Here is a 12,537-nt window from a genome sequence, read left to right on the forward strand (position 1 = left end):
GGGGTAAATATCAGCAGGCTCTAGAGTGTGAGCAAAAGGATTTGGCAATTTGCCAGCAGGTAGATGACCAAACCAGAATAGCTCTTGCTCATTATCAGCTAGGACTTATATATCAAGCATGGGGTAAATATGAACAAGCGATCGCCTATTTCCAACAAAGCCGAGAACTCTATGAACAATTGAGTAAAGAGAAGGATGTTGCTAACTTGTGGTACTGGCTAGCTGATTGTTATAGCGACTGGGGCAAATATGAACAGGCATTAGAGTGTCAGCAGCATTGTTTACTCATACGCCAGTTATTAAATGACACATCATGGATAGCTGTAACTTACCGTCAATTAGGTCAAATCTATCAAGCATGGGGCAAATATGAACAAGCGATCGCCTACCACAAACAAAGCCATGACCTTTATGAGCAATTGGGTTTAGAGGAGAATGTAGCTAATCAACTATCTTGGATCGCTAGTTGCTACCGCAATTTAAATGATTATGTGAAGGCGATTGAATATTATCAGCAAAGTCTAAATCTTTATCATCACTTAGGCCATGATGAGAGTGAAGCTAGACGCTATATGCAACTTGGGAAAAGTCAACGTTTACTAGCAAAAAATACCTCAGATCGAGCAGTAGCTTTTGAATTACTGGCGCAAGCTGAACAAAATATCCGTCAAGCTATCCAAATAAATACCACAGGAGACTATAAAAAAAATCTTGCTTACGACTACATTATCTTTAGCTTAATCTGGTCGGAAGGCCTACGCCTATCATCTATTGACGACTCGTTAACGCAAGAGCAAATTGCCCAATTTGAAGAATATTACAATACTGGCTTAACGTATTTTGCCGAACTGGGACAGACAGTAAATCGAGCAGAAGAAGCTCTTGATATCGCCCGTGCTTATCTGGAAGTCAGCATCTTAAAAAATCTTGACCGAGCCGAAGAACTAGCCCAAGAATCCCTCCAAGTTTTCCAGGAGTACAATTGCCGAAAACTAGAAGCTTCATCTCGTAAACTTTTGGGCGAAATATACCTGAACCGCTCCCAACATCATCAATCGGGTAATAAGGTAACTGCTACTCAGTTTTTGACTGAAAGTTTGCAAATTTACAGAGAGCTTGATTTAAGCGAAAAAGCTGCTGAGGTAGAGCAGCTAATGAATCCAAATCTGGATAATACTGGAATACTTAGCGATTAGAATTCGCCATACATAAACAAGCCTGCGTATTATATGAAAAGCAGATTTCACTTGTGAGTTAAAAGGCGCTGTCTAACGACAAATCACTGCGCGTCTACGCATTCCATTTCACAAATTCGCTCATTTTTGTGTTGAAACAGCCGAACATTATTAGTACATATTATTACTAGATTCTTTTTTTACTCTGTACACTGTATAAATGCTAGAATCCTCAAGTAGACAGTTAGGATACTTAGATGCCAGTTGTAGCTAACTCAATCAAGTTTGGTACAGACGGCTGGCGGGGCGTTATTGGTGACGAGTTCACCTTTGAACGTCTAGCCCTGGTCGCGCCAGTTGCCGCAAAAGTATTATATGATACGTATTTTTCTACGGTAGGTAGCCGGACAATAATTGTCGGTTACGATCGCCGATTCATGGCTGAAGACTTTGCTCGTGCTGTCGCCGATACTGTCACCGCTGTCGGCTTTGATGTGCTGTTGAGTGAAACTTATGCCCCAACTCCAGCTTATAGTTGGGCAGCAAAAGAACTCAATGCTTTAGGAGCGCTGGTAATTACAGCCAGTCATAATCCTGGTTCATATTTGGGTTTAAAAGTCAAGGGTTATTTTGGTGGGTCAGTACCGCCAGAAGTCACAAAAGAGATAGAAGCGCAGTTGTCGGTTGGAGTACCACTAGCAGCTACCCCAGGTAAGCAAGAGAAATTCGATCCTTGGCCCAGTTATACCCAAGCGCTAGAAGGTAAAGTTGATATTGCCAAACTTCGAGAAGCGATCGCCTCTGGTAAATTGACATTATTTGCCGATGTCATGCATGGTGCTGCGGCTGGTGGATTGGCGAGACTACTAGGTAATCAAGTCAAAGAAATCAACAGCGATCGCGATCCCCTCTTTGGTGGCGGCGCGCCGGAACCCTTGCCTAAATACCTTTCAAAGCTATTTGAAGTCATCAAGACTCACCGAGAAACCGATAAATCAGGTTTAATGGTGGGGTTGGTATTTGATGGAGACTGCGATCGCATTGCAGCGGTGGATGGAGAAGCTAACTTCCTAAGTTCCCAAGTATTAATCCCGATATTAATCGACCATTTAACCCTGCGGCGCGACTTTAAGGGTGAAATAGTTAAAACTGTTAGTGGTTCTGACTTGATGCCGCTTGTAGCAGCATTACATAACCTGTCAGTCTTTGAAACAGCGGTTGGTTATAAATATATTGCTGACAGAATGTTAGTAGCAAAAGTGTTACTGGGTGGCGAGGAGTCGGGGGGAATTGGCTATGGTAGCCATATTCCGGAACGTGATGCCCTATTGTCAGCCTTGTACGTAGTAGAAGCGATTGTAGAATCTGGTTTGGATTTAGGTGAATATTATCACCACTTGCAGAAACAAACAGGGTTTACCTCAGCATACGATCGCATTGATTTACCCTTAGCAAGTATGGAAGTGCGATCGCGTCTTTTGCAACAACTGCAAACCCAACCCTTGACAGAAATTGCAGGGAAAGCAGTGATTGATTGCCAAACAATTGACGGCTACAAGTATCGTTTAGCTGATAAAAGCTGGTTAATGATTCGCTTTAGCGGGACTGAACCAGTTCTACGCCTTTACTGCGAAGCCTCAACAATTGAGCAAGTGCATCAAACTCTTGCTTGGGCGAAACACTGGGCGGAGTAAAATTAATTATTAGTCATTAGTCCTTTGTCCTTTGTCCGTGGTAAATGACCAATGACTAATGACCAATGACCAATGACCAATGACCAATGACCAAATTACTCGTAGTAGCCACAGGAAATCCAGGTAAATTGCGTGAAATGCAAGCTTATCTGGAAAATTCTGGTTGGGAATTAACCCTTAAACCTGAAGAATTGGAAATTGAAGAGACGGGCGAAACTTTTGCCGCTAACGCTTGTCTAAAAGCATCACAAATTGCTAAAGCTACAGGAAACTGGGCAATTGCTGATGATTCTGGCTTGCAAGTAGATGCCCTAAATGGCGCACCAGGGGTGTATTCTGCACGTTACGCCAAAACCGACTCAGAACGCATTGCTAGGCTATTGAGGGAATTAGGCAACGAAGTAAATCGGCAAGCTCAATTTGTTTGTGCAGTAGCGATCGCTCGTCCTGATGGTGCGATCGTATTACAATCTGAAGGTATTTGTCGTGGTGAAATTCTTCACGCACCTCGTGGTGATAGTGGTTTCGGCTACGATCCAATTTTTTATGTGCAAGAGTTGCAATTGACTTTTGCTGAAATGACACGGGAGTTGAAGAGGTCAATTAGCCATCGAGGCAAGGCTTTTACAGCTTTACTTCCGCAATTAGAGAGAGTTAAGAGTTAGGAAAGACGCGATTAATCGCGTCTGTGCAAGAGTTAGGAGTTATGAATTCTGCTAAATCTTCATTCATTAGTTCTAACTCATAACTTTTAACTCTTAACTCATAACTTTTTTAAACTGCTTCTGTGTTCTTTTCGCCAGTGCGAATCCGAATCACTTGCTCAACAGGCGAGATGAAAATTTTACCATCGCCGATTTCACCAGTGCGGGCAGCAGCAATAATTTTGTCTACCACCATATCAACCTGATTGTCGTCAACTACGATTTCCACTTTGAGTTTTTGCAGAAACTCAACGGTGTACTCAGAACCACGATACCGTTCAGTTTGACCTTTCTGGCGTCCGAACCCCCGGACTTCAGAAACAGTCATGCCAACAATACCAGCGTTAACTAAAGCAATTTTCACCTCATCTAGCTTAAATGGGCGGATAATAGCTTCTACTTTTTTCATCTTCTTTACTCCTGACTTCTACTAGCTTCGTTTATATATCTAACCAGATCCGCTGTCTGAAGCTGTAACTAGCGGTGCTTTTCCTAAAAAATATGTAATAATTACAACTTTTTTAAAGTGTAAGTGCTTTACTTGAGGGTTTATGACATGAAAAGCGGCAAGGATTTATTAATTGGATAATCTTTGAGGTTCTAACATAAAGAAGTTGCTGTCAATTTAGCATTTTATGTAGCTTTTATAACCTAAAAATAGATCGTTTCCACCATTTAGCAGATTTGTTCGGATATTTAGGAGTAATTGCAGCCAAATTATACGGTAGCCCGCAAGCCTGCTACTGCTGATGACTGTGGGAATGTCAATTAACGTTTCTGATGTTCAAACAAGGGACGCACAACAAAATATCCAGCACTAAAGGCAGTCAGCATGATTAACAAGATGGTAATAATTAACCACCAGCCATTGAGTCCCTTGACATCTGGCTCAGTAGTGGAATAATAACTGACTTGCTGCTCTTCTATAAAAATTGGTTCTGATATCGGAAAGTTCATTTCCATTACAGGTGCAGAAAAGTCTTGGCGGCGGCTTTTTTTAGCTGGTTGTTTGGACACAACAGATGGACGCGAACGAGAAACCTGCTGAGGTGAACGCGCTTGTGTTACTGACTGTTTGGCGGTACTTTTAACATCACCAGAAGCTTGGTTAGCTTGGGGATAATTAGCTGTAGCATGGGAATCGACAAAATTTTGCAAACGAGAAAAAGACTCAACGACTTTGGTAATTTCTTGGCGTAATAGTTGATTTTCTTGTACTAGTTGCTGATTTTGGGTGGTGAGTGCATTTAGCCTCGCCTGTGCTGCTTGCAACTCTGTTGACAATTCCCTGTATACAGATAGTGGTACAGAGGGAGGATAGGCTTGAGTAGTCGGTGTTGGCGAATTTCTGTGAACAGAACCTATGGTTGTTCGCATCGGGGGCTTGGTATTAAAAATCAAAGTAATTAGATCGTACAGAGATGCTAACAGAGATAGTCACCCCTGAAACTATGCCCAAGAATAATAGAAAAATACCGAAAGGGCAAAGATTTTTTATTTGGGCATTGGGAATGAGATACTGAGAAAACTTTTCTCTAGTCCCTATCCCCAATACCCAGTCTCCAATCTCTAATCCCTAATCTCTAGTCCCTAGTCCCCACAATGGGAAGAAGTGTCCCACAGGGCCTTGTCCTTCGCCAATATCTAGGGCATAAGTGAGTGCGGTAGTTACATATTCCTTTGCGTGTTGCACTGCCTGCCACAAATCTTTTCCTTTAGCTAGATTAGCAGCGATCGCAGCCGATAGTGTACAACCAGTACCGTGGGTATTTTTTGTCTCTACTTGCTGGCAAGTCAAAACTTCCAACTTGTCCCCATCAAACCAGATATCAACGCCACGTAAATCTCCCTGCATACCTCCGCCTTTGACTAAAACAACCTTAGTCTTTAAAGTCTTGTAAATAATTTCAGCAGCAGCTTGCATATCCTCTAAAGAATTAATTTGTAAACCGCTCAAAATCTGGGCTTCATAGCGATTGGGCGTGATCATAACCGCTTTGGGAATCAAGGCATGGCATAAAGTCTTTACAGCATCATCATCAATTAATTGTGCTCCTGTGCGTGACACCATTACTGGATCAACTACTAGATTATTGATTTGTAAAGCTTCCACTTGCTGGGCAACAGCAAAAATAATTTCCTGATTGAGCAACATTCCAGTTTTGGCAGCTTGTACGCCAATATCCTCAACTACTGCCTGAATTTGCGCCACAACAGCCTCTGTTGGCATAGCATCAACCCTTTTCACTCCTAGAGTGTTTTGTGCCGTGACGCAGGTTATAGCACTAGTACCGTGGACACAGTGAAAAGCAAAGGTACGTAAATCAGCTTGAATTCCTGCACCGCCACCGCTATCTGAACCAGCAATGGTTAAAGCAACAGGTATTCTGGAGTTTATTTCAGTGTTCATATTATGAAGATTAAGTAAGTTGGTGTCATCACAAACTATCTCAAAGATTGATGAACTAGACTAAAATCCTCTTTCTTCCTGTGCGATCGCAACCACAACCTGACTTGAGAGTTCTGAATTATTTAGAGAAACTTCATCAAATCCTTGCACAAAGCGCTTTTTATTCTCATATCACTCTGGAAATTAATATAACTCCACCAGGCATACCCATAGTTTTTTGGATTTTGTTGTAAAAAAACTTACCACATTCAGGAGTTTTACTGATATCAAGTGCTATTTGTAAAGGTTAGTTTTAACTAAGTTCACAACGCTCAGTTACACCGCTTAAAACAGGTTCAACTAAGTTGTTACATTAGTCCCCTTAAGTTAAAGGGTCAACCTAACTAAAGTTTCAACCAATTTTACTTCGATCGCTTTAACTTTAAATCCGCAGTTATCAGCTAAGGGTGAATTTTACCATGCAGATTTGGCAACCTCTTGACCTAAAACAACGTATAAAGTTCAGAGGAACTACTATGCCAAATACGATCATTTTATTGAAAAAAACAGATGCTAAAGCTGATTGATAAAGAGCAGCAATGTCTATAAGGGGGCTACGCCTACGCAGCTGCTAAAAATGAAGTTTGGAGTAGAAGCATCTACGCCCTAATCGTCCAATTAATCTCAACAAAACCCTGACGATTGACGGTATTGATATTCCTGATTTAACCATTAACGGTTGACAGGAAAAAATTTTCAGTTTGACAACAGCGTTTCTATAATCGACGCGATTTTAAGTTGCGCTCGGATAACTCTGACTGTCCTTAACAGGGCAGATAAATGATTCATTCAAATAACTACTTAGCAATTGAAGAAAGTTGCTGAGATTGTACTACCAATTTTTCCTACACATCTTCGGAGTAAATAAATGGCTGGCACAACATACTACGTTTCTGCAACAGGCAGTGATAAAAATAATGGCTTAAACGAAGAATCTGCATTTCTCAGCTTGGGTAGAGCCGTGTATGAGATGAAAGCAGGCGACACACTCTTGGTGATGAATGGAAATTATCAAATGAAAGGGGTTACGCTTTTTAACTTGAATGGCTCACCAGATAACTGGACAACAATAAAAGCTTATCCAGGGGCTAAACCTACGATCACAACAACGGGAAGTGGCATTAATATATTGAGTTCATCTTACGTGCGGATTGAAGGACTTGATATAAAAGGCAATCGGGAAAACATCACTCTTGAATATGCCTTACAAGAGAAGGATAACCTTAATAACCCCTTGACCAATAGTAATGGGATTGCTGTTAATTCATGGAAAAACGCTAATGGTGTAGGTGGTACTAATCCCCATCATATTGTCATCACTGGTAACACAATCCGCAACTTTCCAGGTGGAGGTATAGCATTCAGTAATTCAGACTATATAACTGTTGAGAAAAACATTGTATCTGGAAACGCTTGGTATTCGGCTCACGGCAATCAGGGAATAACCTCTCTTTACGGTTTTAATTTTGATAACAATACCACTGACTACAGAATAATTTTTCGAGACAATATTGTCTACGATAACCAAAGTTTAGTTCCGTGGAAAGCAGGAGGCACTGACAAAATCACTGAGGGACATGGGATTATGCTTGATACTACCAATATAGGCAAAGATAATGTGCCCTATACAGGTAAGGCATTAATTACAAATAACATCACTTACAACAATGGAGGCGCAGGCATTAGTGTTTTTCAAGCTAGCAATGTTGATGTTATTAACAACACGGCTTACAAGAATGCCCGAGTTATTACAGATGCTGGAGAGATTGGTGTTACTTACTCGGAAAATGTACGTGTCTACAACAACATTTTGTATGCAAGCGATAATCAATATGCTAACAGAATCAAGTATGCCACAAATGTCACCTTTGATCGCAATCTTGTTTATAACTCGAACCTATTCCAAGCTTCAGATAATTTAAACGCTACAGGGTTACAGAATCTTTTGGGTCAAGATCCTCTATTTGTTGATGCAGACAAAAAGAATTTTACACTCAAACCTGAAAGTGTTGCGATCGATGGTGGTTCTAATGCCTTCAATAGCGTCACTAAAAAGACTCCTCAAGATGGTGATGGGAATGGCAGTACAGTGGTTGATATTGGTGCATATGAAGCTCCCCGCAGTTCTAACAAAACCCCAGAAATTCAAGTTCTCAATGGCACAGTTAATATTATTGATGGCAACACCGCTATTAACTTTGGTGAGACTCTTGTTGGTGAAGCCTTGAGCAAAACCTTTACCATCAAGAACACCGGTATAGCTGTACTCAACCTGAGTAATCTTAAACTTCCAGACGGATTTAGTTTGGTCGGAACTCTTCCAACGAGTGTGGCTGCCAATGCCTCCACTACCATATCAGTGGCACTCAACCCCACTACACCCGGCATCTATAGTGGCAGCCTCAGTTTAAACAACAACGATATTAATGAAAGCACCTTTGACTTTGCTATTAGTGGCACAGTTACTACCCCGGAAATTCAAGTTCTCAATGGCACTGTTGACATTACAGATGGCAACACCACCGCCATTAACTTTGGTGAAACGACTGTTGGGGATACCTTAACCAAAAGCTTTACCATCAAGAACACCGGTACAGGTGCACTCAAGCTGAGTAATCTTAAACTTCCAGACGGATTTAGTTTGGTTGGAACTCTTCCAACAAGTGTGGCTACCAATGCTTCTACTACCATATCGGTGGCACTCAACCCCACTACATCCGGCAGCTATAGTGGCAGCTTCAGTTTAGACAACAACGATATTAATGAAAGCCCCTTTGATTTTGCCATTAGTGGTACAGTTAGACCTGCTCCTGCCCCGGAAATTCAAGTTCTCAATGGTACTAACTCCAATGACACCTTTATTATCCAACGAGGTGATGGCAATTACAGCATCACCAACTTTGGCGGTGTAGGTATTGGCTCAAACCCTCCGGCTGCGGTGATTGCCAAGATAGACACCTTGCAATTTATTGGGACTGAATTGACTGCGAGAAATCTGCAATTAACTCAAAATGGCAGCAATTTAGAAGTGACCTTTGGAAATGTAGCTAATACCAAAGTCACTCTGCAAAACTTTAAGTTAGAAAACCTAGACAACTTAGCTGCATCGACAACAAGACCTGCCATCGGCAATATCATATTTGACGGAGAAAACAGTGTTACCAAAAGCTTTGATGTGATTAATGCCAACTCCACTGCAACGTATATTTCTACAGCAAACACTGTCACATTCCTCAATGACTTGAACAATAACATCAGCGGTTTTTACACTTCCAATGATGTGATTAATGGTCAAGGGGGTAACGATACCATCAATGGCAGTGGTGGTGACGACCTACTGCGGGGTGGTACTGGCAACGATCTTCTGATTGGTGGACAAGGCAATGATACTCTTGTGGGTGGTATCGGTGTTGACTCTTTCCTATACGACACCAATTCCATCTTTAATAGTGCGGTTGTGGGTATTGATACTATCGCTGACTTCAATCGCTCTCAAGGTGATAAGATTGTCCTCGATAAGACTACCTTTAGTGCTATTACTTCTGTTGTGGGAACGGGTTTTAGTAACGCCAGTGATTTTCAAATCACCAGTTTAGGGGCACTTAGCAATGCTGTAATTGTCTACGACCGTATGACTGGGCAGTTATTTTACAATCAAAATGGTAGCGCTGCTGGTTTCGGCAGTGGTGGTCAATTTGCACAACTTACTGGTGCGCCCTATGTTACTGGCTCTGACTTCATCATTCAAGCATAGCTAGGTCGGGTCAACTGAGTGGAAGTGTAATCCAAACATGAATCGAGTTTTAAGGCGGCTTTCAATTAGATAGACCACACCCATAGGGAAGAATGTAGAGACGTATCAGTGCTACGTCTCTACAAGAGTTTTGGATAACGTATATTGAATTTATGGAGATATTTAATAAATGGTAGTCAAGTAAAAGCTATTCTAAAAAACATCTTTCCGATAAAAACATTGTTGCCCATGAATCATATCACCACTATCGATCTAACTTTTTGACCAAAAATAGCCGTATTATTTGGAACTTATAGTTTTAATATTACTACTGCTGTGGTTGCGATCGCAAGTCTTGTAATAGCGCCTGTAAAAACTTCCCCCATTCTGCTGCTAAAGGGATTTCTGTAAACGGAACCCGCACTGAGTTAGGAGATTCAGAAAATAGAAATTCTAATTCTATAGAACGACCTTTCTCCGGTGGATTGTTTACATCTACTGGTTTTTCATTTACTAAAACCTGGATTTGTTTGATATCAAGCAAAGAGAATGTTTCTAGTTTAATAGGCCCTTGAGGCGTGGGTTTTCCCCAAGTGATATTGTTTTCTTTTTGACCTAATACAGCATAAATATCATACTTAGCCCGTTCAAATTGCTCTGCCCAAGTGCGATAGGCTTCGACTTTTTGATACTCCTTCGAGCCTTGCCAAGCCAACCAGAAAAACATTACTAACAGCGGCAACCATAAAAGACCACGTTCCATCGTTAAAAAAAATCCTCAGTCCTGAGTGAAACTTGTAACTAAAAGTGCAAAATCTACCAACAAGGGGTGCAGATAAGTTATGGTATGAGCAAACTGGCAAAAAGCGGTGATGAGTTAATATGAGAAAACTTATATTATTGTGCTTGTTTGTCATTGGGCTCGGAGCTGCCATATTTGGTTTCCTAAATTTTCAGGGATTGGCAGCTAAAGGAGAGTTTGAGACGATTTTGCTTGATTTTCGGGAAGATATTCCATCATCTGTGGTGGAACAACATTTGCAAGCGATCGCCAAACAATACAACGTTACACCCCAATTAGACAACAAGTTTTCCAAAAAAGATAATGTGTATATTATCAAGGGCGATCGCCAACGGCTCCAAGAACTGAAAAAATCTCAGTTTGCCCAAGCGACAGAATTCATTGAACCAAACTATATCTACAACAAGATTCCACAACCAGGTGAAGCCGCTTGGCTAGGTGAATTTTTGCGGCCCCAAGAAGATGAAGAAGCAAGTCCTTCATTAACTGGCCCTAATGACCAATATTACAGCAAGCAGTGGAACTTGCACAAAATCGGTGTTGAAGGTGCATGGAGTCAAACCAAAGGCAGTGGCATCACAGTCGCAGTTATTGACACCGGAATTACCAAAGTTCGCGACTTGTATGAGACAAAATTCGTCAAGGGCTATGATTTTGTTAACGACCGAGAAGAAGCCACAGACGATAATGGTCATGGTACCCATGTTGCCGGAACTATTGCTCAAGCCACAAATAACAAATATGGCGTCGCTGGTATTGCCTACGAAGCCAGTCTGATGCCCCTGAAGGTACTCAGTTCTTATGGCGGTGGTACCGTTGCCGATATTGCCGAAGCGATTAAATTTGCTGCTGATAAAGGCGCAGATGTGATTAATATGAGCTTGGGTGGTGGCGGTGAAAGCCAGTTGATGAAACAAGCGATCGAGTATGCCCATAGAAAAGGTGTTGTTATTATTGCCGCAGCCGGCAATGAAAACGCCAATGGAGCAAGCTATCCAGCTCGCTATCCCTACGTCATCGGTGTTTCGGCAATTGGCCCAGATGGCGAAAGAGCGCCCTATTCTAACTTTGGTGCAGGGGTAGATATCTCTGCTCCTGGTGGTAGTGAAGCTGGCAAGATTCTCCAAGAAACCATCGATGAAAAAGGCGAAGGCGTATTTCTCGGTTTTCAGGGTACAAGTATGGCTTCTCCCCACGTTGCTGGTGTTGCGGCATTAATCAAAGCTGCTGGCATCAAAGAACCAGATGAAGTCTTAAAAGTCCTCAAACAGTCCGCACGAGTGATTCAGGATGATGGTTTAAACTATTATGGCGCTGGACAACTCAATGCAGAAGCAGCAGTCAAATTAGCCTTTGGGGGGCAAATTAGTTTCCCAGATTTCTTCCGGTGGTTACGGGATAACGGCTATCTTAACCCCGGCTTTTGGATTGATGGTGGTGCGGTAGCACTGTTACCCAAGATTTTAATGGTAGTTGGTTCCTATCTGCTAGCTTGGTTTTTACGCGTTTACTTCCCCTTCGCTTGGAGTTGGTCTTTATCCAGTGGACTAATTGCCGGTAGTTCTGGGTTATTCTTCCTCAAGGGAATCTATATTTTTGATCTTCCCCAATGGCCTTTCCGGGTTTTGGGCAGTTCAATTCCCGAATTGGGCAATACTCTCCAGGGAACTGATGCATTAAATCCCCTATTTGCCAGTGTACTAATTCCCATTGTGTTGATGGCATTGCTGCTAGGACATCCTAGTTGGAAATGGTTTGCAATTGGTTCAACCTTAGGTGTCGCAGCGTGCTTAACTACAAGTGCGTTTTTTGATCCCGCAGTTTGGGGGTTGGGAAGTGGTCACTTAGCACGCCTCTTCCTCATTGCCAATGCCCTAATCTGTTATGGACTTGTTCGTTTAGCATTGAAAAACGAAGAAAAAATAGCATAAATGGGGAATAGGGAATGGGGCATTGAGCATAGCGCATGGAGAATCAATT

General features: G+C 41.9%; 9 protein-coding genes. 5 read left to right on the forward strand and 4 right to left on the reverse strand.

Features of this window, described 5'->3' with window-relative positions; all coding sequences use genetic code 11:
- The 3 genes from RMY27_RS21295 to rdgB all read left to right on the forward strand — a co-directional run.
- On the forward strand, nt 1-1,196 hold a 1,196-nt coding region (locus tag RMY27_RS21295; RefSeq protein ID WP_322666532.1), incomplete at its 5' end, for a tetratricopeptide repeat protein.
- 236 nt (nt 1,197-1,432) lie between these two features.
- Nucleotides 1,433-2,869: a phosphoglucomutase/phosphomannomutase family protein gene (locus RMY27_RS21300; protein WP_322666535.1), complete on the forward strand. Its 1,437-nt coding sequence runs from the start codon at nt 1,433-1,435 to the stop codon at nt 2,867-2,869.
- A gap of 86 nt (nt 2,870-2,955) precedes the next feature.
- Nucleotides 2,956-3,534 (forward strand): RdgB/HAM1 family non-canonical purine NTP pyrophosphatase, encoded by a 579-nt coding sequence (rdgB, locus tag RMY27_RS21305; protein WP_322666537.1) that lies wholly within the window; start codon nt 2,956-2,958, stop codon nt 3,532-3,534.
- A gap of 109 nt (nt 3,535-3,643) precedes the next feature.
- Here the strand turns inward: rdgB and RMY27_RS21310 are convergent, their stop codons facing one another.
- From RMY27_RS21310 to thiD, 3 genes are all read right to left on the reverse strand, one after another.
- Nucleotides 3,644-3,982, reverse strand: a complete 339-nt coding sequence (locus RMY27_RS21310) for a P-II family nitrogen regulator (protein WP_012410794.1) — start codon at nt 3,980-3,982, stop codon at nt 3,644-3,646.
- Between the two features lie 359 nt (nt 3,983-4,341).
- Nucleotides 4,342-4,950 carry a hypothetical protein gene (locus RMY27_RS21315; protein WP_322666539.1) on the reverse strand — a complete coding sequence of 203 codons (609 nt, stop codon included), beginning with the start codon at nt 4,948-4,950 and terminating at the stop codon, nt 4,342-4,344.
- A 199-nt stretch (nt 4,951-5,149) separates the two neighbouring features.
- Nucleotides 5,150-5,983 (reverse strand): bifunctional hydroxymethylpyrimidine kinase/phosphomethylpyrimidine kinase, encoded by an 834-nt coding sequence (gene thiD, locus RMY27_RS21320; protein ID WP_322666541.1) that lies wholly within the window; start codon nt 5,981-5,983, stop codon nt 5,150-5,152.
- Between the two features lie 907 nt (nt 5,984-6,890).
- Here thiD and RMY27_RS21325 point away from each other — a divergent pair.
- Nucleotides 6,891-9,776, forward strand: a complete 2,886-nt coding sequence (locus RMY27_RS21325) for a choice-of-anchor D domain-containing protein (protein WP_322666543.1) — start codon at nt 6,891-6,893, stop codon at nt 9,774-9,776.
- Nucleotides 9,777-10,083: 307 nt separating this feature from the next.
- Here RMY27_RS21325 and RMY27_RS21330 read toward each other — a convergent pair whose 3' ends face one another.
- A complete protein-coding gene (locus RMY27_RS21330) occupies nt 10,084-10,518 on the reverse strand; it encodes a hypothetical protein (protein ID WP_322666545.1) in 435 nt (144 codons plus the stop codon).
- A gap of 119 nt (nt 10,519-10,637) precedes the next feature.
- Between RMY27_RS21330 and RMY27_RS21335 the strand changes: the two genes are divergently transcribed.
- Nucleotides 10,638-12,488: a S8 family peptidase gene (locus RMY27_RS21335; protein WP_322666547.1), complete on the forward strand. Its 1,851-nt coding sequence runs from the start codon at nt 10,638-10,640 to the stop codon at nt 12,486-12,488.
- The last annotated feature ends 49 nt before the right edge of the window (nt 12,489-12,537 follow it).

Source organism: Nostoc sp. DedQUE09, assembly GCF_034530915.1.
Lineage (GTDB): Bacteria > Cyanobacteriota > Cyanobacteriia > Cyanobacteriales > Nostocaceae > Nostoc.

Coding starts and splice junctions, on each gene's coding strand:
- RMY27_RS21310 (WP_012410794.1), bottom strand. CDS start 3,982: ATGAAAAAAGTAGAAGCTATTATCCGCCCATTTAAGCTAGATGAGGTG.
- RMY27_RS21315 (WP_322666539.1), bottom strand. CDS start 4,950: ATGCGAACAACCATAGGTTCTGTTCACAGAAATTCGCCAACACCGACT.
- thiD (WP_322666541.1), bottom strand. CDS start 5,983: ATGAACACTGAAATAAACTCCAGAATACCTGTTGCTTTAACCATTGCT.
- rdgB (WP_322666537.1), top strand. CDS start 2,956: ATGACCAAATTACTCGTAGTAGCCACAGGAAATCCAGGTAAATTGCGT.
- RMY27_RS21325 (WP_322666543.1), top strand. CDS start 6,891: ATGGCTGGCACAACATACTACGTTTCTGCAACAGGCAGTGATAAAAAT.
- RMY27_RS21335 (WP_322666547.1), top strand. CDS start 10,638: ATGAGAAAACTTATATTATTGTGCTTGTTTGTCATTGGGCTCGGAGCT.
- RMY27_RS21330 (WP_322666545.1), bottom strand. CDS start 10,518: ATGGAACGTGGTCTTTTATGGTTGCCGCTGTTAGTAATGTTTTTCTGG.
- RMY27_RS21300 (WP_322666535.1), top strand. CDS start 1,433: ATGCCAGTTGTAGCTAACTCAATCAAGTTTGGTACAGACGGCTGGCGG.